This is a genomic window from Pseudarthrobacter sp. Pseusp20, assembly GCF_059492155.1.
Window position 1 is genome coordinate 4,403,864 of the sequence record NZ_CP168521.1, and the last position, 20,541, is coordinate 4,424,404.

Genomic DNA, 20,541 nt, shown 5'->3' on the forward strand with positions numbered 1-20,541 from the left:
AAAACAAGCGCGCATCCGCATGCCGGAAAGCCGCGCCTGGGACAGGCAGCCAATGACGACAGCCAGGAACATCCATCTCGGTTCAGCGCACGCGCGCCCGTACAACACCGCACGGCCGTCCACCCGCCAGAACACCCTCGGAACCGGACACGCCTCCGTGGACTCCGGCTACGTGGGAAAACCCACCTGCGACAAATGCCGTACCGACGAGTTCGTCTACCTCGAATCGTACATTCCGCCCACCTACCGGCGTGACGGAACCGTGGCCACTCTTGGCGAAGTGGCGTACACCTGCACCCGCTGCGAGGAATTCTCGGCCCACAGCGTCCCGGCCACCTGGACACCACCGGGCTGGTATCTGGGCTAGCGAGACCGGCTAAACACACTGCTCTAAAGAGACAAGGCCCTAAAGAGACACGGCCGGGCAGCCACCGTGCGGTGGCTGCCCGGCCATTCCTTGCGCCTGGCTCCGGCGCGCGGGTTTCAAGGGATCAGAGCCTCAATGGCTCAGATCAGCGCGTCCGACAGGTGGTTCGGGGTGCCGAACCGGTGTGCCGTGATGCTGACGGCCTGCTCGTGCAGGAACGGAAGCAGTTCCACGCGCCCGGCCTCTGTGACGGCGTGGGCATAGATGGCCACGTCCGGCCGGCCGCAGGTCGCATCGGCGAGCGCGGAAGCGTCGCCGCCGATCAGGCGGATGCGCGCACCGGACAGTTTGCCCGCGGAGGCGAGGCCTGCCGCCGAAGCCAGCCAGCCGGCGTCGGACTCCACCACTACGTCGATATCAAGGGCGGTGAGCACGGAGCGCAGCTGGGCGGGAAGTTCGACGGCGGTGGACACGGTGACTGCCGAACCCGCCAGCACGCCGGCCGCCACAGTCCGGACGAGGTGCGCCAGCGGCGCGCCTTCGGAGAGCCGGATGGTGACCGGCAGGCTCCGGTAGCGGAAGATGTTGCGCTCGGCGCTGAGTCCGGAGACGTCCTTGGCGGTGCCGAACTCCTTGGCCCACGCTTCGGCGTCGGAGGCCAGGGCGCGCTGGACGGACTCGAGCTCGGCGGGCTGCAGGGCGGGGACGGCGGCGTTGACGATGCGCCGCACGCCGGGGTGGGTGACAGCGGCATTCGCCGAGGCCGTGCCCGGCGCCCAATCGCCGAGCCCGGCCAGGTAGTTGGGGCCGCCGGCCTTGGTTCCGGCGCCGACGGCGGACTTCTTCCAGCCGCCGAACGGCTGGCGCTGCACGATGGCGCCGGTGATGCCGCGGTTCACATAGAGGTTGCCGGCCTGGATGGTGTCCAGCCAGATGCCCAGCTCCTCGGAGTTCAGCGAGTGCAGGCCTGCGGTGAGGCCGTACTCGATCTGGTTCTGGATGGCGATGGCCTCTTCCAGCGTGTCAGCGGTCATCACACCCAGGACCGGGCCGAAGAACTCGGTCAGGTGGAAGTAGGAGCCGCGCTTGACGCCGTACCGCACGCCGGGGCTCCACAGCCGCCCGGTGTCATCCAGCTTCCGCGGTTCCACGGCCCAGTTCTCGCCCTCGCCCAGGGTGGTCAGGGCGTTGAGGAGCTTGCCGTTGGCGGGCTCGATGATGGGGCCCATCTGGCTGGTGGGGTCCTGCGGGTAGCCCACCTTCAGGGACGTCACGGCGTCAATCAGCTGGTTGTGGAAGCGCTTGGACTTGGCAACCGAGCCCACAAGGATCACCAGCGAGGCCGCGGAGCACTTCTGGCCGGCATGGCCGAACGCGGAGTAGGCCACATCCTTGGCCGCCAAGTCCAGGTCCGCGCTGGGCGTGACGATGATGGCATTCTTGCCGCTCGTTTCAGCAAGCAGCGGCAGGTCCTTGCGGAAGGAACGGAACAGCTCGGCGGTTTCGTAGCCGCCGGTGAGAATCACGCGGTCCACGGACGGGTGGCTGATCAGCTGCCGGCCCAGTTCCCGCTCCCCCAGCTGCACCATGGTCAGCACGCCCTTGGGCACGCCGGCTTCCCACAGGGCTTCGATCATCACGGCGCCGCTGCGTGCGGCCTGCTTGGCAGGCTTGATGACGACGGCGGAGCCGGCGGCGAGTGCCGCGAGGGTGGACCCTGCGGGGATGGCGACCGGGAAGTTCCAGGGCGGCGTGACAACGGTGAGCTTGGCTGGGACGAACGTGGCGCCGTCGACCGTGTCCAGCTTCCGCGCGGACTCGGCGTAGTAGTGGGCGAAGTCCACGGCTTCGCTGACTTCGGGGTCGCCCTGGTCGATCGTCTTGCCGGTCTCGCTGGCCATGACCTCCAGGAGGTCGGCCCGGCGGGCTTCCAGGATTTCCCCGGCGCGGTGCAGGATGTCCGCGCGCTCGTTGCCGGACAGGGCGCCCCAGTCCTTGCCCTTTTCCACGGCGTTGGCGATGGCCGTGTTGAGGGTTGCTTCGTCGTTGATGAACGCGGCCTTGACCGACGCGTTGCCCAGGGTGGAGGCCGGGACGCGTTCCAGGATGGCGCGGCCCCAGGTGCGGTTGGCCGGCAGCGCGGGATCGGTGTCCGGGGTGTTCCGGAAACCGGCGTGCGGCATGGGCTCCGGCGGGAGGTTGCGGTCCTGGCGCCGGTTGGGCAGCGGCACGCTGTTGTCCAGGGCGTCGAGCGAGGACAGAAAGCGCTGCTTTTCGCGCTCGAAGAGGCCTTCGTTCTCGCTGAGTTCGAAGACGGCGGACATGAAGTTTTCCTGGCTGGCGCCTTCTTCCAGGCGGCGGATCAGGTAGGCGATGGCGACGTCGAACTCGGAGGGGTGCACCACGGGGGTGTAGAGCAGCAGGGAGCCCACGTCCTTCTTGACCGCCTCTGCCTGGCCCTGCGCCATGCCCAGCAGCATCTCGAACTCGATGCCGGACTCCACGCCGCGCTGCTTGGCCAGGAGCCAGGCGAAGGCGATGTCGAACAGGTTGTGGCCGGCCACGCCGATCCGGATGTTCTGGATCCGGTCCGGGTGCAGCGCGTAGTTGATGACCCGCTTGTAGCTCGTGTCCGAGTCCTGCTTGGTGCCCCAGGTGGCCAGCGGCCAGTCATGCAGGGAGGCCTCCACCTGCTCCATGGGCAGGTTGGCACCCTTGACCACGCGGACCTTGATGCCCGCGCCGCCCTTGGCGCGGCGCTCGGCGGCCCAGTCCTGCAGGCGGATCATGGCGGAGAGTGCGTCCGGGAGGTAGGCCTGGAGCACGATGCCGGCTTCGAGGTCCTTGAACTCGGGCTTGTCCAGGATCCTGGTGAAGACCGCGATGGTCATGTCCAGGTCCTTGTACTCCTCCATGTCCAGGTTTATGAACTTGGCCTTCTTTCCCGGGCCGGCGAAGGAGTTTGCGCGCTGGAAGAGCGGGGTGAGCTTTTCGACGACGTGTTCCACGGCTTCATCGAACGCCCAGGCGGAGTGCGGGGCCACGGTGGAGGAGACCTTGATGGAAACGTAGTCGACGTCGGGACGGGCCAGCAGCGTGTGCGTGCCCTCGAGCCGGCGGGACGCCTCGTGCTCCCCCAGGACTGCCTCGCCGAGGAGGTTGACGTTGAGCTTGATGCCGTCCTTGCGGATCTTGGCGATGGCCGGGCCCAGCTTGGCGTCGGTGGCGTCAACGATCAGGTGGCCCACCATTTCACGGAGCACCCTGCGGGCGATGGGGATGACCACCTGCGGCATGACGGGGGCCATGGTGCCGCCGATGGCCACGGCACTGCGCATGTACCAGGGCAGGAAGGCCGGGACCTTGGGGGCGAGCTTGGCCAGGTTGCGGGCCGCCACGTTCAGGTCCTCGGGACGGACCACGCCATCCACGAAGCCCACGGTGAACTCCAGGCCGTTGGGGTCCTTCAGCACGCCGGCCAGCTGCTCGGCGGAGGCGTCCACGGGGACCTTGGAGGCCTCGGTGAGCCAGCGGCGGACCAAGGCGACTGACTCATTGGCGAGGGCCTTTGCCTGGGGGACGTCGACGTCGACGGTCTGCGGTGCGGTACCGGCTGAAGTTGCTGGTTCCATTGCAACGTGGGTCATGATTTTTCCCGATCTTTCTTGCCGTGGGAGAAGGTCTTTCCACCAGTATGAGCTTCTGCTCACATAAGATAAAGCGATCTTTTCCAACCAATACAGGTTAGGAAAACCGATGGTTTGCCGCCCTGGTTCCGCCCCCGCACGCCCGCTCACCTTTGACGCCCGAAACCTCAACGCCCGCTCACTTCCGGCAACAAACAGCGAACCCCCGCTCACTGGGTGAGCGGGGGTTCGCTGCGGGACGCCCATAAGTGAGCGGGGGTTCCCGGAAAACCCGCCGGATGTGAGCGGGCGTCCCGGAGGTGGGCTAGGCGAGGGGGCGGTGCAGCTCCACGAGCTCCTCATGGCGCGGGCTGTTGGGGTTCATCAGCGAGTGCTTGCGGCCGTAGCCGAAGTAGATGGCCAGGCCGATGATCAGCCACACCACGAACCGCAGCCAGGTCTCCCAGTGCAGCTGCAGCATCAGGAAGGCCGAGGCAAGGACGCCGAAGGCCGGAACCAGGGGCATCAGCGGCAGGCGGAACGTGCGTGGGGCGTCGGGGCGCTTATAGCGGAAGATGATCACGGACAGGCAGACGACGACGAACGCGGCCAGGATGCCGATGTTGGTCAGGTCAGCGACCGCCTTGATGGGGAACACGCCGGCAAGGAAAGCAGACGCGATGCCGCCGATCCAGGTGACGCGCTGCGGGGTGCCGTGGCGGTCGGTCTTGGAGAACCAGCCGGGGAGCAGGCCGTCGCGGCTCATGGAGAACCAGACACGGGTAACGCCCAGGAGGAACGTCAGCATCACGGTGAGGATGGACAGCACGGCGAACACAGAGATGATGGTGGCGATGACCGGGAGCCCCACGGAGGTGAAGGCCGAGGCGAAGCCCGCCTTGGGGTCGATGTCCTTGTAGTTCTGCATGCCGGTGAGGACCAGGGTGGCGGCAACGTAAAGCAGCATGGCGATGATGAGCGAAAGCACGATGGCCTTGGGCATGTGCTTCTTGCCGTCCTTGGCTTCCTCTGCCGCGGTGCTCATGGCGTCGTAGCCGAACACGGCGAAGAAGACAGTGGCGGAGCCTGCCACCACGGGACCGAAGCCGCTGGGCATGAACGGGTTGTAGTTGTTGGTGTCGATGTAGAAGATGCCCAGCCCGATGATGAAGAGGATCAGGATGACCTTGATGGCCACGGCCACGAGTTCGAACCGGCCGAACGCCTTGGTGCCGCGGGAGAGGATCCAGGTCACCAGCAGGCAGACCAGGATGGCGGGAATGTTGACGATTCCGCCCTTGCCCTCGTCTGCGGTGGAGGTCATCCAGGTGGGCAAATGGATGCCGATGCCGGCGAGGAAGGCGTCAAGGTAGCCGGAGATGCCGATGGCCACCACCGCCACAATGGCAATGTATTCCAGCAGCAGGTCCCAGCCGATGAACCAGCCGATCACCTCGCCGAGCGCTACGTAGCCATAGGTGTAGGCGGAGCCGGCGCGCGGGATCATGCCCGCGAACTCCGCGTAGGACAGGGCTGCGGCCGCTGAGGCCAGGCCTGCGATCAGGAAGGAAATCAGTACCGCGGGCCCCACCCCGGGTGTTCCTTCGCTGCCGGCGGCCACCAGTCCCGCGAGGGAAAAGATGCCGACGCCGATGATTCCGCCAACGCCGATGGCGGTGAGCTGCCACAGGCCAAGGGACTTGAACAGTCCGCTGTGCTTGTTTTCTTCTTCGATGTCATCAATTGGCTTGCGCCGCATGATCGATTGGCTCATATCTTTACTGCTCATCAGGAACTCCTGCTTGGGGTGCGACCCCGCCGCGGCACGCCAAGGAAACTGGCTGTGACGGGGGTAACTCGGTTTCAACAGTATGCGTGCGCGGTTGCGTTAGATAAAGTGACTACTTCTAACCTATATTCATTAGTTTCAGTTAGGAATCCATCATGCTTGACGTCCGCAGGCTTCGGCTGCTCCGCGAGTTAAGCATCCGGGGGACGCTGGCAGAGGTGGCTGAGGCACTGCAGTACAGCCCGTCGTCGGTATCCCAGCAGCTGGCCCTGCTGGAGAAGGAAGTGGGCGTGGAACTGCTCCGGAAGACCGGGCGGCGGGTGCAGCTGACACCCCAGGCGGAGGTGCTCGTGGCGCACACGGCGCAGCTGCTGGAAACCATGGAGCAGGCCGAAGCGGACCTGGCCGCGTCCCTGACCACAGTCACGGGGACGGTGCGGATTGCCGTGTTCCAGTCCGCGGCGCTGGCCCTGATGCCGGACACCCTCACCCGCATGGCCACCGCCTACCCCGAGGTCCGGATCGAGATGATCCAGCGCGAGCCCGAGACAGCGCTGCATGAGACATGGGCGCGCGACTTCGACCTGGTCATCGCCGAGCAATACCCCGGGCACGCCGCCCCGCGCTATCCGGAGCTGGACCGGGTAAAGCTGACCACCGACGCCATCCGGCTGGCGGTCCCCCCGGCGTCCGACGGCGGCCCGGCCATTCGCGGAATCGAGGACACGGCGCACCTCGCCTGGGTCATGGAACCGAGGGGTGCCGCGTCGCGCCATTGGGCGGAACAGGCCTGCCGCAGCTCCGGCTTCGAGCCCGATGTCCGCTTTGAGACCGCAGACCTGCAGGCCCAGGCACGCCTGATCGAGTCCGGCAATGCCGTGGCCCTGATGCCGGACCTGGTGTGGACCGGCCGCGGCACCACGGCCCAGCTGCTGGAGCTTCCCGGCAAGCCGCACCGCACCATCTTCACCTCGGTCCGCCGCTCCAGCGCCCAGCGCCCGGCCATCCTGGCCGCCCGGGAGACCCTGGCTGCGGCCGCCGCCGCAGTGGCAAGGGACGACGCCGGGTGACCGGCCGCCGTCGTACGCACCCTTCCCTGCGCCGCCACACAGCACGTCGTTGCGCAGGTGCGCCCCCCCTTGCGCAGCGATCCCCGGCATCACTGCGCAGCAGCGTACGTGACTCTTGTGTTTCCTGCGTCACTGCGGGCAGAAGGCCGCAGGTCTAGACTGGAGCCGTTATGAATCGAACAATGTTCAAGTCCAAAATCCACCGGGCCACCGTCACGCACGCCGACCTGCACTACGTTGGGTCGGTCACCGTGGACCTTGACCTGCTCGAGGCCGCCGACATCCTCCCCGGCGAGCTGGTGTCCATTGTGGACGTCACCAACGGCGCGCGGCTTGAGACCTACACCATCGCCGGTGAGCGCGGCTCCGGCGTGATCGGCATCAATGGTGCAGCGGCGCACCTCATGCACGAGAACGACATTGTCATCCTCATCACCTACGCCCAGATGACCACCGAAGAGGCCAAGGCCTACGAGCCCCGCGTGGTCCATGTGGATGAAAACAACCGGATGATCCAGCTGGGCAACGATCCCGCAGAGGGCCTCACCCCCGGGATGATGCGCCCCCCTTTCGCGCTTAACAACGCCACCCTGTAACCGGAGCGTGCAACCCGGTCCTTTACTCCAGTGCGCCCAAAAGGCTGATCCTTGCTAGGGGTGCTGGCCGGGTTCTTCGTGGTCTGGTGCATCATCCTGGTGGGATGGTTCGTGGGCCGGCGGAGGATCCTGGGCGACAACGCCCGGCCCGTACTCAGCGGCCTCACCTTCTTCGTCGCCAGCCCGGCGCTGCTCTTCGAAACCCTCAGCAAGGCCCGGCTGCAGGAAGTATTCGCCGAACCGCTGCTGGTTACCGCGGCGGCGGCCATCACCACCGCCGGCATCTTCTTCGCCCTCGCCAGGTTCTGGCTGAAGCGGGCGCTCCCCGAATCGCTGATGTCCGCCATGTCAGCATCGCTGGCCAACTCGGCGAACCTGGGTATTCCCATCGCGGTATATGTCCTGGGCGATGCCAGCTACGTGGCCCCGCTGCTGATCTTCCAGCTGGCGTTCTTCACCCCGATGTTCCTGATGATCCTCGACTCGAGCACCAGCACGCACCGCACCACTGCCCTGGGCTTCCTCCTGATGATCCTGCGGAACCCCATGATTGTGGGCTCCGGCCTGGGGCTGCTGGTGGCCGGTACCGGATTCCAGGTTCCGGCGCTGGTGATGGAACCCATCCACCTCATTGGCGGCGCGGCGATTCCCGCCATGCTGATCGCTTTCGGGATGAGCCTGAACGGCACCCGCCCGCTGCAGGCTTCGGCCGGGCGGCGCGTGGACACCCTGCTGGCGAGCGGCTTCAAGCTGGTGGTCCAGCCGGCCCTTGCCTATGTTTTCGCGCGCTTCGCGCTGGGGATGGACGGCCACGCCCTGTTCGCGGTGGTGGTCACGTCGGCCCTGCCCACCGCGCAGAACGTGTTCGTGGCCGCCAGCAGGTACCAGACGGGGCTCACCGTGGCGAAGGACACCGTGCTAATCACCACCGTGGTGGCAGTGCCGGCGATGATCGGCGTCGCGCTTTTGTTGGCATAAGCCTGTGAATCTGTTGAACCGCACACCCAGCTTGGAGGGCTGATGAACACTGTTCTTGACACCGTGGTGATCGGCGGCGGCGCCATGGGCTCCGCCGCCGCGTGGGCGTTGTCCCGCCGCGGCCGGCAGGTAACGCTGGTGGAGCAGTTCGGTCCCGGGCACAGGATCGGCGCATCCCACGGGGCAACACGGAACCTGAACCCGGGCTACCACCGGCCCGAGTACGTGGACATGCTGGCCGAGGGGCTGGCCCTGTGGGACGAGCTGGAGCAGGAAAGCGGCACACAGCTGCTGGCGCGCACCGGGATCGTCAACCACGGCCCCGGCGGGGACCTCCAAAAGGTTTCGGCTGCCCTCACCGCTGCCGGGATCCGGGCCGAGTTCCTGGACCCTGCCGCGGCGCATGAACGGTGGCGCGGCATCCGCTTCGACCAGCAGGTCCTGCACATGCCCGACGGCGGCCAGCTCAACCCGGAAGCCGCGTTGCCCGCCTTCCAGCGGCTGGCCACCGCCCGGGGCGCCGAGATCAGGCACCACACCAAGGTGGTGGACTTTGTGGTGCTCGACGACGGCGTGCGGCTGACGCTCGAATCGGCTGCGGGCACCGAGGTGGTTACGGCAGCGCAGGCAGTGGTGACGGCAGGCGGCTGGACCGGGAAGCTGCTGGATATTCTCTCCGGCAACGCGTCAGGCGTGGACGCTGGCGGGATCCGCCTACCCCGGCTCCGGGTGACGCAGGAGCAGCCTGCGCATTTCCGGGTGGCGGACGCCGGCGCCGTGTGGCCCGGCTTCAACCACTATCCGGGCCTGGACTACCGGGGCTGGTACTCCCCTGTCTATGGCATGCAGACTCCGGGCGAGGGCATCAAGGCCGGCTGGCATGGGGTGGGACCCGTGGTGGACCCGGACCACCGCGACTTCCGGCCCGAACCGACGCAGCTGGCAGCGCTGCAGGACTACGCGCGGCAGTGGCTGCCCGGCGTCGACCCCGATGACCTCGAGGCCATCAGCTGCACGTACACCACCACCCCGGACGAGGACTTCATCCTGGACCGGGTGGGGCCTGTGGTGATCGGCGCCGGCTTCTCCGGGCACGGCTTCAAGTTCACCCCCGTCATCGGACGGATCCTGGCCGACCTTGCCACCGGGGCCCGGCCCGCGCCGTCGATCTTCCGAGCCTCCCGGTAGTCATCCCCCGGCGGGCATCGCGCCAGCCGGCATTCCACTAGACGGCGCGGCCATGGCTGGAGCCGCCTTCGGGGCTGGACACGGGTTCCGGATCGACAGGTTCCTCCACAGGTTCTGCGGCAGGCTCCGCTGTTTCGGCCTTGACGGCGGGCATGGCCAGCACCGCCGCGACGGTCAGCAACCCGGCCACCAGCGCGGCCAGGAACACAGCCCCGGACGCGGCCACCACGGTGGCGGGGTCCCCCTCGCCGCCGCTGCTGCGGCCGTAGATGGCGTTGGCCACGGCACCGAACACGGCCACGCCCAGCGCACTGCCGATGGAGCGGGCAAACATGTTGGTGCTGGTCACCACGCCGCGTTCATGCCAGGGGACGCTGGACTGGGCGGCGATCAGGGTTGGCGTGGCCAGCAGGCCCAGGCCGAGCCCGACGACGAAGCAGCTGACGGCGATCAGCGCCACGTTGGGCGCGCCGGCGGTCAGTGACAGGATCAGCAGGCCCGCCACGGAAATGGCGATGCCGATCAGGGCCGTGGACTTGAAGCCGATGCGCAGGTAGAACCTGCCGGCCTGCGAAGCGCTGAGCGGCCAGCCGAGGGTCAGGGCTGCCAGGGCCAGGCCGGCCACCAGGGGCGAGGAAGACAGTGCTCCCTCCAGGAAGGTGGGCACGTAGGAGGTGAGGCCGATCATCACCGTGCCAACCCCGAAGGACACCAGGGCGGTAGTGGCCAGCAGGCGCCGCGATACCACCCAGGAGGGCAGGATGGGTTCGGCCGCGCGCCGCTCCACCAGGAGGAACGCGGCCAGCAGGACTGCGCCCACCACGAAGACGCCAATGCTGATGGGCGAATTCCAGGCCCAGGCCTGGCCGCCCTGGAGGGCGCCGAGGATCAGCAGGCCAAGGGAGCCGGCCAGGAGCACGGCACCGGCGTAGTCCACCTTGTGCTTGGCACGTTCCACGTTTTCGTGGAGCGTGCGGACCAGCATCCACCCGGCCAGCAGGCAGAGCGGGACGTTGACCAGGAAGATGCCGCGCCAGATGCCCAGCGCGGAGAAAATGCCGCCCAGGCTGGGGCCAACCACCGAGGAAACAGCCCACACGCTGGCCAGGTAGCCCTGGACCTTGGCGCGCTCCTGCAGGGTGTAGATGTCGCCCGCGATGGTGATGGACACCGGAAGCACCGCGCCGGCGCCCAGTCCCTGCAGGGCCCGGAAGGCGATCAGCGACGGCATGCTCCAGGCGAAGCCGCACAGCACGGAGCCCAGCAGGAACAGGCCAATGCCGGTCAGGATGATGGGCTTGCGGCCCGCCATGTCCGAAAGTTTCCCGTAGATGGGTACCGTGACTGCCTGCGCCAGCAGGTAGGCGGAGAACAGCCAGGGGAAGGACGAAAAGCCGCCCACGTCACGGACGATCGACGGCACGGCCGTGGCCACGATGGTGGAGTCGATGGCCACGAGTCCCGTGGACAGCATCAGTGCGATGAGGATGGGTCCGCGTTCGGACCGGAACCCCACTCCCTGGGCGCGGGCGGTCGTCATCAGTCTCGTTTCAGTAATGTGGGTCCCTGTTACCTCCACTCTACGTACCCACGACGGGAGCCGACTATCTCCTGTCCTGGTGTTCGTCCAGCAGCCGGGCACAGCGGATGAAACCCAGGTGCGAGTAGGCCTGCGGATGGTTGCCCAGGTGGGTCTCGGTGCCGGGGTCGTATTCCTCGGGGAGCAGCCCGGTGGGGCCGAAAAGGTTCACCAGCTGGTCAAAAAGGTCCCAGGCCTCATCGATGCGGCCCACGGCCACGTACGCCTCGATCAGCCAGGTGGTGCAGATGTGGAACCCGCCCTCCAGGCCCGGCAGCCCGTCGTCGTACCTGTAGCGGAAGACCGTTGGCCCCACCCGCAGCTCCCGCTCCACAGCGGTGACGGTGTCCAGGAAACGCTGGTCCGTGACGTCCAGCAGGCCGGAGAGACCGATGTGAAGGACGGCGGCATCCAGGTCCGGGCTGTCGTAGGCAACAGTGTAGGACTTCGCGGACTCGTCCCAGCCCTCACGGAGCACTTCCGCACGGATCGTGGCTGCCGCCGGCGCCCAGGCCGGGTCCGGCTCCCGGCCGTGCCGCGCCGCGGTCCGCAGCGCGCGGTCCAGGGTCACCCAGCACATCACCTTTGAATACACGTGATGCCGTGCCGCCCGCCGGGCTTCCCAGATCCCGTGGTCCGGCTCATGCCAGCGGGCCAGGACCGCCGAGGCCATCTGGATCATCAGCTCCCAGTGGTCGTCGGCGAGCGCGCCCTCGCGTTCACTCAGCGAGTGGATGAGTTCGGCCACCGGCCCAAAGACGTCCAGCTGGACCTGGTGGTCCGCCGCGTTTCCGATCCGCACCGGACGGGAGCCCGCGTACCCGGGAAGGCTGTCGACCACGGCTTCCGTGGACAGCGGCGCGCCCGTCACCGAGTAAAGGGGGTGCAGCCATTCGGGGCCGGGTGCGTGTTCGAGGATCCGGCCCAGCCAGCCCAGGAATCCGGCTGCCTCCGCCGTGGAGCCCAGGTCCACCAGCGCATTGACGGTCATGGAGGCATCCCGCAGCCAGCAGTACCGGTAATCCCAGTTCCTGGTCCCGCCGATTCCCTCGGGCAGGGAAGTGGTGGGGGCCGCGAGTACGGCGCCCGTGGGTTCATGCACCAGGGCGCGGAGCACCAGTGCCGACCGCCGTACCAGCGAGGGCTTGACCGATGGCAGGGAAAGGTTCTGCACCCACTGCCGGGCATGGAGCGCCACCCGGGCCCGCCGTTCCGTCTCCCCGCCGGGGTCCGCGGACTGCGGTTCGGTGTCCCCGCAGCGGAGGTTGAGTACCACGGGCCCGTCCTGGAGGTTGACGGATGCCGTTGCCGTGGCATGGCGGCCGTCCGAGGTGATGCTGAACGCGGCGCCCGGCGCGAACAGGATGATGGGCTCCGAGGTGCCCAGCACATGCAGTTCCCCGCCCCGCGCCTCCATGCTGAACGGGGCGTTGGCGTAGTCCGGCCGCGGAGCAAACGTGATCCTGGCTGCGCCGTGGCCCGTCAGCACCCGGACCAGGCTGGTGATGCCTTCCGGTGCGGGCTCCAGGTAGTCGGTGACCGTGACGTCCGCCCAGCGGGTTTCGACAATCATGGTGCTGTCCACGTAGCGCTGTCCCAGCACTTGGGAGGCTTTGACCGGTTCCACCGAGAAGTGCCCGGCGGCATCGCCGCCCAAAATGTGGGCGAACAGTGAACCGGAGTCCGGCAGAGGGTGGCTCATCCAGCAGATCTTCGCGTCGGGCGTCAGCAGCGCGGTGGAGGAGCCGTTGCCGATCATCGAGTGGCGTTCAAGGCCAACCGCGTCCTCCCCGAACAGCCACGCCCGCCGCAGTTCGAAGAGGAACGCCAGGACGCGGGCGAAGGATTGGGGGTCGCGGAGGCGGTGCGGTGCTGCCGTCTCGCCCGGGCCCACGTGCAGCCCGAGGTCGGGCCCGCGCAGGGTGGCGATGGCCAGTTCGTCGCTGGCGGCGTCCCCGGCGAACATGGCCGCGCTGGCCCCCAGCCGGGACCTGAGGGTCTCCAAGGCCTCGCCCTTGGACGGTTCCACCACGGACAGGTCCAGCACGGAGCCGTCCACAATGAAGAACAGCCCGTGGGCAGCAGCGATCTGCCGGGAAATTTCCGTCACGGTGGCCACCACGTCCGGCCGGGCCGGCCGGGTGTGCACCGAAACTGCCACCGGTTTGCGTTCGATCCAGATGCCCTCGTGGAAGCCGACGGCCTCGTTGAGGGCGGCATTGACCTTTTGCAGGACGGACTCGGTGGCCAGGGTCTGCGCGTGGGCGAACCCCATGTCCGCTTCGGCGCCGTGCGAACCGATGAGGTGCACCTCCGCGGGCAGCCGTGACACCGCTGCCAGGTCACGCAGTGAGCGGCCCGAGATGATCGCCGCATGGGTATTGGGCAGCGCTGCCAGCGCACGAAGCGCAATGGCCGCGCTGCCCAGCGGGAGCGTCTCGGTGGAGATGCCTTCGGCGTCGCACAGCGTTCCGCCGTAATTGCAGGCCACCAGGAGGCTGGGGACGCGGGCCAGCACCTTGAGTTCCGTGAGCAGAGCGGGGGTCAGCCCGTTGTCCGCCGCATCGGACTGGATGAAGGCGCGCAGCATGTCCAGCGGAAGGGACCGGGTGAGCAGCGCGGAATCCGCCACGCTCTGGTTCAATGGCGTCGGCATCCAAAACCCCTTTGAGGCAGGGCCAGGCCGGGAACACAGCCGCACGGACGGTCCGCGGGCTACCGGTTGGCGCCCCGGGGTTCCGGGTGGATGACCCGGGGCACATCCCATCCTCAGCCCGGGCAGTTACCCCCGGAAGTCCCCTTCATTGCGTATGTGTAAAAGTCCGACCGGCCGAGTGGCGTTGCATGTTGCGCACCGGCCGGCAAACCACAGCGGCTACACCCGGACCAGCCCGGCCGCCTCGGCCAGGAGTTCCACGGACCGCAGGCGCGCCTCCGTCCCCGGGCTCTGGTGCGCCACGATGAGTTCGTCTGCATCGGCGTGCTTTCCAAAGCTGTCCAGGTAGTCAATGACGACGTCGGGCGTCCCCACTGCGGAGTACGTCATCATTTGTGCCATGTGGCGTCCCTGCGGCGAGTCCAGGATCATGTCCGCCTCGTCGTCGGTGAATTCGCGGCCGCCGCCGAAAAACAGGGAGACGCGGGCGCGCTTGGTGGCCTGGAACATGGCCTGCGCCTCGGACGCGGAGTCGGCGGCGATGACGTTGACGCCGGCGATCACGTGCGGCGCGTCCAGCTGGGCGGACGGTTTAAACTCGCTGCGGTAGATGGCCACCGCGTCCTGCAAAGCGGCGGGGGCGAAGTGCGAGGCGAAGGCGTAGGGCAGGCCCAGCTGTGCGGCCAGGCGGGCGCCGAACAGGGACGAGCCCAGGATGTACAGCGGCACGTTGGTCCCCTTGCCCGGGGTGGCCTCGACGCCCTCGATGCGGGTGGGGCCGGTCAGGTAGCCCTGCAGTTCAAGGACGTCCTGCGGGAAGCTGTCGGCGGACATCGGGTCCCGGCGCAGGGCGCGCATGGTGTTCTGGTCGCTGCCCGGGGCCCGGCCCAGGCCCAGGTCGATCCGTCCGGGGTGCAGCGTTTCCAGGGTGCCGAACTGCTCTGCGATGGTCAGCGGGGAATGGTTGGGCAGCATGACGCCGCCGGCGCCCAGCCGGATGCTTTCGGTGTGCGCCGCCACGTGGGCGATCAGCACGCTGGTGGCGGAGGAGGCGATGGAGGACATGTTGTGGTGCTCGGCGTACCAGACGCGCCGGTAGCCCAGCTTCTCGGCGTCCTGCGCCATGGCCACGCTACCTGCGAAACTCTCCGCCGCCGTCTGGCCTTTGCCGATGGTTGCCAGGTCAAGGATGGAGAGGGGAAGAGTCACGTCAGGTGCCGGCCTTTCAAAATGTTTCGTAGGGGGGTGCCGGCCGGATGGCGGCGGGCACGTGATGCATAACGACGGCGGGCCCCGCCTTATTTCTGTGAGCTGGGGAATACTCAGCATACTGATGAGGTTGCCGCCCCTATGAGCCCTGATTCAACGAAGCAGCTGGAACTGTCCGCAACGATCGACCTCAAGGACCTGGGAACCGTGCACCGGCTGGGTTTTGGTGCCATGCGCATTGTGGGTGACGGCGTCTGGGGTGAGCCCGCAGACCGGCAGGCCGCCGTGGCCGTGGTGCGCCGCGCCGTCGAACTCGGCGTGGATTTCATTGACACCGCCGACTCGTACGGCCCCAACATCAGCGAGGAAATCATTGCCGAGGCCCTCCACCCCTACAAGGAGGGGCTGAAGATCGCCACCAAGGTGGGCTTCACACGCACGGGGCCCAACAAATGGGTTCCCGTTGGCCGGCCGGAATACCTGCGCCAGCAGACGGAACTGAGCCTGCGCAAGCTGAAGGTGGACACGCTGGACCTGCTGCAGCTGCACCGCATCGATCCCAAGGTGGACGCCGAGGAGCAGTTCGGCGTGCTGCGTGAGCTCCAGGACGAAGGCAAGGTCCGCGCCCTGGGCCTGTCCCAGGTGGGCGTGGCCGAACTCGAAGCCGCCGGAAAGCACTTCACGGTGTCCACCGTCCAGAACCGCTACAACCTGACGGACCGCAGCTCCGAGGACGTGCTGCGCTACTCCGAGGAGAACGGAATCGGCTTCATCCCGTGGGCGCCGATCTCCGCCGGCGAGCTCGCCCGGCCGGGCGGACCGCTGGATGAGGCCGCCAAGCGCCTTGGCGCCACCACCTCCCAGGTGGCCCTGGCCTGGCTGCTGCGCCGCTCCCCCGTGATGATGCCCATCCCCGGCACCGGCTCCGTGCAGCACCTCGAAGAGAACATGGGCGCCGCAGGCATCACGCTCGACGACGATACGTACGCGGAGCTTGAAGCGGCCGGCAAGTAAAGCATCAGAGACAGGAGAAACACCATGGCAAACATTTTGATGGTCGTCTCGGCCGCGGATTCCCTCACCATGAAGGACGGCAGCGAGCACCCCACCGGCTACTGGGCAGAGGAACTGGTGGTGGCCCACCAGACCCTGACGCAGGCCGGCAACACCGTCCACATCGCAACCCCCGGCGGCCGGAAGCCCACCGTGGACCAAGTCAGCCTGGCTGCCGAATCGGCCGGTGGCGAGGACCGGGCACAGGGCTTCCGGGACTACCTGGAAAAGATCGACGGCGAGCTGGCGCACCCGCTGGTGCTGGCCGACGTCGACGCCGCAGCGTATGACGCCGTGGTGATGCCCGGCGGCCACGGCCCCATGGCGGACCTCTACAAGGACGCCGACCTGGGACGCCTTCTGGTGTCAGCCAACAGGGACGGCAAGATCATTGCGCCGTTCTGCCACGGTCCGGCGGGGCTGCTGCGTGCAACGGACGACGACGGCGGGTTCGCGTTCAAGGGCCGGCGTTTGACGGTCTTCACCAACGAGGAGGAGCTGGGCGGCGGGACCGGGGAGAACACCCCGTGGCTGGTGGAGGATGCGCTGAAGGAGAAGGGCGCGGTGATCGAAAACGGTGCCGCCTGGTCCTCCAACGTGGTCCGCGACGGCAACCTCATCACCGGGCAGAACCCGCAGTCCAGCGAGGACGTGGCCAAGGAAGTCCTGGCTGCACTGAGCTAGTTCAGCAAGCACAAACGGCCATAAAAGAGGGGACCAGTTCGCAATGAGCTGGTCCCCTCCTTGCGGCGCGCGTCATTGGGCGCCGGCCTTCAGACGACCCCCTGGTCAGACGGCGCAGCCCCCGTTCCCAATCGTGGGATCGATGGCCATGATCTGCTTCTGGATGTCCGCCAGCTGGGTTTGCAGGCTGGCTACCAGGAGCTTCTGCACCTTGATCGGATCCGCGTAGTTCCCCTTCTTGGCTTGGAGGGCCCGAAGAGTGTCCTGGGCAGCGGTAACCTGGGCGTCCACCGTGCTCAGCCGGCTTTGGAGGGCTGCGAGGTTTGCTTCCGCCGCGCTGATCTCCCCGTTGAGACTGCTGAGCTGGTCCAGCAAAGGCTTGACCCGTCCCTGCAGGTCAAGAACGTTGGCTTCGGCTTCGGCGATCTGGGCATTGAGCGACGAAATCCGGGCCACCAGGTCGTCCCCGATCTTGTTGAGCGATGCGATCTCCGCCGTTTTGGTGCCAACCGCGGTGTTGGCGGCGTCCAGGGTGGCCTGCAGTGCCGGAAGCTGAGCCTGAAGCGCTGAAATCTCAGCGTTCTTGCCGTCCACCGCGCCGTTGGCCGCCGCCAGCACATCCTTTGCCTGGGCCAAGGTGCCATTCAAACCGTCGAGGATTGCCCGCTGGTCCGTGATGGCCTGTTGGGCCTGCGCCACGTTTTCGGTGAGGGTGGGCAGGGCCGCTTCGAGGCCCGCCACCACCTGCTGCTGGGCCGTCACCGCGTCAGCAGCATCCTTCGCTGCCTGCTCCAGGGCCGGAAGCTGGCCCTGCAGGGTGGTGAGCTCCCCCTGTTTGGTGGTGACAGCCGCGTTGGCCTGGTTCACGGCATCCTGGAGTGCCGGCACCTGGGCCTTAAGGGTGGCAATGTCGTTCTGTTTTGCCGTCACCGCTGCATTCGCTGCATCCAGTGCTGCCTGCAGCGGCGCAGCGTTCTGCTGCAGGGTGCTGCTTTCCTGCTGCTTGGCCAGCAGCTGGGAGTTCAGGCTGTCCACCTGCTTTTGGAGGGTAGCCAGGTCGCCCTGAAGGCCGGAGATGGTGGCGCTCTTATCGGCGATCTGGCTGTTCACGCCATTCAACTGGACCTGGAGGCCATCGCGTTGGGCCTGGAGAGTTCGTTTCTTGATGGAATTTCCATTGATGGCGGCAATTTGACTGTCCAGGTCAGCGATCTGCCTCGTGAGATCGGCCTGCTGTGTCTGCAGTGCAGTCAGGTCGTTCTGGGCTTGGGCCAGCTCGGCCTGCTTCGAGGCGATCTGGCTGTTCACCGTGGCAATCTGGCCCTGGAGGCTGGTGATGCCGGCATTAACCGCGGCAATCTTGGCGGTGTTGTCGCTGACAGCCTTTGCTGCGGCCGCCGCATTGGTCTGGAGGGTCTGCAGGTCCGTCTGGGCTTTGGCGATCTCGGCGTTCTTGGCATCGAGGGCCGCCTTGGCAGTGGTGGCTGTGGACTGCAGGGTAGTGAGCTCGGCCTGTGCCGTGGCGATCTGGTCCTTTTTGCCGGTGACGGCAGCGTTGGCGGCTGCAGCGGTTTCCTGCAGCCCGGCCAGTGTCGCCTTCGCAGTATCCACCTTGTCCTGCTGGGCCTGCAGCTCTGCTGCCGCAGTGTTTCCGGCTGCCACCAGCGCGTTCAGCTGGGTTTCGGCGTTGGCGACGGCCTGCTGCGCATCGTCCACGGCAGCGGCGGCCTGCAGCGCCTGCGCGGCCAGGGCTGTCAACTGATCCTGGGCCTGCTGGATCTGGATTTCCTTGGTGGCCAGGTCAGAAGCTGCCTGGTCCGCGGCCTGCTGCAGCGCGGAGAGCTCCGTCTGGGCGGCTGCGATGGCCTGGCTGTTGGCCACCAGGGCTGCTGCCACCTGGTCGGCCTGGGCCTGAAGGTCCGCGGAGGCGGCCTTTGCAGTTGCCAGTTCCTCCTGCAGCGGTGCCAGCTGGCTCTCCACGTCTGCCTTCTTGCCCTGAAGGTCGGTGATGGCCGTTTTCGCCGCCGCTACCTGCGTGGTGAGGCCTTCCTGCTCAGCGGTCACCCTGTCCAGTTCTGCCTGCGCTGCCGTTGCCTGGCTGTCCAGCTGCGTCTCCTGGGCAGCGAGGTCAGCCAGCGCCTTCTCCGCGTCGGCTTTCTGCGCTGCCAAGGCATCCGCCTGGGCCTGCAGTTTGGCCTTGTCGGCCTGCAAGGCAGCGATCGCGTCTGCGTTCTTCTTGGCGGCTGCCTTAAGAAGGTTCTCCTGGACGGCGCCACGGTGCGCCAGCTGGTTGACCACGCCGTTGCACATGCCGGTGGTGGAGGTTGTAGCGGCAACGGCAGGCTGGACCAGAACCATGCTGGTGGTGAGCAGCCCGGGCAGGACAACGGCGGCGGCCAGGCGCCGGGAAAGGGGGGACTTGGACGGGGAAGTGCGCATGCGAGCTCCTGTTGAGACCATTGCGGCGGCCAACTCTGGCCGCCTCATGGCCCAACCGTAGAGTCCGCCATCGGCGGAGAACACGCGTAGTCACCACCTGTCTTTTCCGGCCGGGTACTCGTTTTCTGATGGATCCGTGACGCGCCATGGGGGGTAGTGGCCCGGGCCGGGGTGAATATGACTGCCGCGGTCCTCCGGTTAACCGCCGTTACTCCCTGTATCCCCGGGTTTCGCGGCCTTTGATTCCACCGCGGAGGCTGCCGGATAGTGGCCTGCAACGCGCACATCCCGCTGCATCTTCCACCCTCGTTCCAAGGAGGAACCATGGCCATCACCACCAGGCCGGCCGCCGTCGTGGCCCTTACCGTTTCAGCACTGCTGGGACTGTCTGCCTGCTCTGACCCCGGCGCTTCGGCGGCGACAGTACCGTCGTCGTCGGCCACCAGCTCTGCCGGCAAGACCTTCAACCTGTCCCCGGAGCAGGACCGCTTCAAAGTCTCTGCCGACCCCGCCGCTGCCGCACTGGTCCCCGAGGCCATCAAAGCGGACGGCAAGCTGACCGTAGTGACCACCGGCGGGGCGGCGCCGCTCAGCCTGTTCGCCACGGACAACAAGACCCTGATTGGCAGCGAGGTGGACATCGCCTACGCGGTGGGCGAGGCGCTGGGCCTGGACGTGGAGGTCCTGCCTGTGGCGTGGGCAGACTGGCCGCTGGGCGTGGAGTCTGCCAAGTACGAGGCCGTGCTTTCCAACGTGACCGTCACCGAGGCGCGGAAGGAGAAGTTCGATTTCGCCACCTACCGCAATGACCTGCTGGGCTTCTACGCCAAGAGCGATTCCGGCATCGGTGACATCAAGGAAGCCAAGGACGTGGCCGGCAAGAGGATCATCGTGGGCTCCGGCACCAACCAGGAAGCCATCCTGGTGCGCTGGGACGAGGAGAACAAGAAGAACGGTTTGGCGCCGGTCCAGTTCCAGTATTACGACGACGACTCCGCCTCGAGCCTGGCCCTTCAGTCGGGCCGTGCGGACCTGACGTTCGGCCCCAACGCGGCTGCCGCCTACAAGGCAGCGCAGGACGGAAAGACCAAGCAGGTGGGCACGTTGAACGGCGGCTGGCCGCTGACGGCACAGATCGCCTTCACCACCAAGAAGGGCAACGGCCTGGCGGTGGCCGCCCAGGCTGCGCTGAACCACCTGATCGAGGACGGCACCTATTCGAAAATCCTGGACCGCTGGGGCCTCTCCTCCGAGGCCATCCAGAAGTCCGAGCTGAACCCGGCGGGCCTGCCCAAGAAATAAGGCAG

General features: G+C 67.1%; 14 protein-coding genes. 8 read left to right on the plus strand and 6 right to left on the minus strand.

Annotated features, from left to right (window positions below):
* Nucleotides 1-52 precede the first annotated feature (52 nt).
* Entirely contained in the window at nucleotides 53-367 is a 315-nt protein-coding gene (locus ACEN9K_RS20465) for a hypothetical protein (RefSeq protein ID WP_018769960.1), read from the plus strand.
* 140 nt (nucleotides 368-507) lie between these two features.
* On the opposite strand, the gene ACEN9K_RS20470 is transcribed toward ACEN9K_RS20465, so the two are convergent.
* Together ACEN9K_RS20470 and ACEN9K_RS20475 are read right to left on the minus strand one after the other, a co-directional pair.
* Nucleotides 508-4,014, minus strand: coding sequence for a bifunctional proline dehydrogenase/L-glutamate gamma-semialdehyde dehydrogenase (locus ACEN9K_RS20470; RefSeq protein ID WP_495634953.1), 3,507 nt, complete (start codon nucleotides 4,012-4,014; stop codon nucleotides 508-510).
* A gap of 304 nt (nucleotides 4,015-4,318) precedes the next feature.
* Nucleotides 4,319-5,782: an amino acid permease gene (locus ACEN9K_RS20475; protein ID WP_026265879.1), complete on the minus strand. Its 1,464-nt coding sequence runs from the start codon at nucleotides 5,780-5,782 to the stop codon at nucleotides 4,319-4,321.
* A gap of 155 nt (nucleotides 5,783-5,937) precedes the next feature.
* Here ACEN9K_RS20475 and ACEN9K_RS20480 point away from each other — a divergent pair, with 155 nt between their 5' ends.
* The 4 genes from ACEN9K_RS20480 (at nucleotide 5,938) to ACEN9K_RS20495 (ending at nucleotide 9,614) form a co-directional block, all read left to right on the plus strand.
* Nucleotides 5,938-6,852 (plus strand): LysR substrate-binding domain-containing protein, encoded by a 915-nt coding sequence (locus ACEN9K_RS20480; RefSeq protein ID WP_488315474.1) that lies wholly within the window; start codon nucleotides 5,938-5,940, stop codon nucleotides 6,850-6,852.
* Nucleotides 6,853-7,022: 170 nt separating this feature from the next.
* The gene (gene panD, locus ACEN9K_RS20485) at nucleotides 7,023-7,448 is read left to right on the plus strand and encodes an aspartate 1-decarboxylase (RefSeq protein WP_026265878.1); all 426 of its coding nucleotides are present in this window, start codon (nucleotides 7,023-7,025) and stop codon (nucleotides 7,446-7,448) included.
* A gap of 51 nt (nucleotides 7,449-7,499) precedes the next feature.
* Nucleotides 7,500-8,426, plus strand: a complete 927-nt coding sequence (locus tag ACEN9K_RS20490; protein ID WP_026265877.1) for an AEC family transporter — start codon at nucleotides 7,500-7,502, stop codon at nucleotides 8,424-8,426.
* 42 nt (nucleotides 8,427-8,468) lie between these two features.
* The gene (locus tag ACEN9K_RS20495; protein WP_495634954.1) at nucleotides 8,469-9,614 is read left to right on the plus strand and encodes an FAD-dependent oxidoreductase; all 1,146 of its coding nucleotides are present in this window, start codon (nucleotides 8,469-8,471) and stop codon (nucleotides 9,612-9,614) included.
* 37 nt (nucleotides 9,615-9,651) lie between these two features.
* Here the strand turns inward: ACEN9K_RS20495 and ACEN9K_RS20500 are convergent, their stop codons facing one another.
* The 3 genes from ACEN9K_RS20500 to ACEN9K_RS20510 all read right to left on the minus strand — a co-directional run bounded on the left by ACEN9K_RS20500 (nucleotide 9,652) and on the right by ACEN9K_RS20510 (nucleotide 15,058).
* The gene (locus ACEN9K_RS20500; protein WP_495634955.1) at nucleotides 9,652-11,154 is read right to left on the minus strand and encodes an MFS transporter; all 1,503 of its coding nucleotides are present in this window, start codon (nucleotides 11,152-11,154) and stop codon (nucleotides 9,652-9,654) included.
* A 64-nt stretch (nucleotides 11,155-11,218) separates the two neighbouring features.
* On the minus strand, nucleotides 11,219-13,849 hold the full coding sequence (locus ACEN9K_RS20505; protein ID WP_056391950.1) for a trehalase-like domain-containing protein: 2,631 nt from the start codon (nucleotides 13,847-13,849) through the stop codon (nucleotides 11,219-11,221).
* Nucleotides 13,850-14,068: 219 nt separating this feature from the next.
* Nucleotides 14,069-15,058, minus strand: coding sequence for an LLM class flavin-dependent oxidoreductase (locus ACEN9K_RS20510; protein ID WP_018769951.1), 990 nt, complete (start codon nucleotides 15,056-15,058; stop codon nucleotides 14,069-14,071).
* Nucleotides 15,059-15,199: 141 nt separating this feature from the next.
* Here ACEN9K_RS20510 and ACEN9K_RS20515 point away from each other — a divergent pair, with 141 nt between their 5' ends.
* Both ACEN9K_RS20515 and ACEN9K_RS20520 read left to right on the plus strand, forming a co-directional pair.
* The gene (locus tag ACEN9K_RS20515) at nucleotides 15,200-16,072 is read left to right on the plus strand and encodes an aldo/keto reductase (protein ID WP_495634956.1); all 873 of its coding nucleotides are present in this window, start codon (nucleotides 15,200-15,202) and stop codon (nucleotides 16,070-16,072) included.
* A 24-nt stretch (nucleotides 16,073-16,096) separates the two neighbouring features.
* Nucleotides 16,097-16,795 carry a type 1 glutamine amidotransferase domain-containing protein gene (locus tag ACEN9K_RS20520; protein WP_268002131.1) on the plus strand — a complete coding sequence of 233 codons (699 nt, stop codon included), beginning with the start codon at nucleotides 16,097-16,099 and terminating at the stop codon, nucleotides 16,793-16,795.
* A gap of 105 nt (nucleotides 16,796-16,900) precedes the next feature.
* Here ACEN9K_RS20520 and ACEN9K_RS20525 read toward each other — a convergent pair whose 3' ends face one another.
* Entirely contained in the window at nucleotides 16,901-19,234 is a 2,334-nt protein-coding gene (locus ACEN9K_RS20525; RefSeq protein ID WP_495634957.1) for a coiled-coil domain-containing protein, read from the minus strand.
* Nucleotides 19,235-19,558: 324 nt separating this feature from the next.
* Between ACEN9K_RS20525 and ACEN9K_RS20530 the strand changes: the two genes are divergently transcribed.
* Nucleotides 19,559-20,536 carry an ABC transporter substrate-binding protein gene (locus ACEN9K_RS20530; RefSeq protein WP_495634958.1) on the plus strand — a complete coding sequence of 326 codons (978 nt, stop codon included), beginning with the start codon at nucleotides 19,559-19,561 and terminating at the stop codon, nucleotides 20,534-20,536.
* Nucleotides 20,537-20,541: the final 5 nt, after the last annotated feature.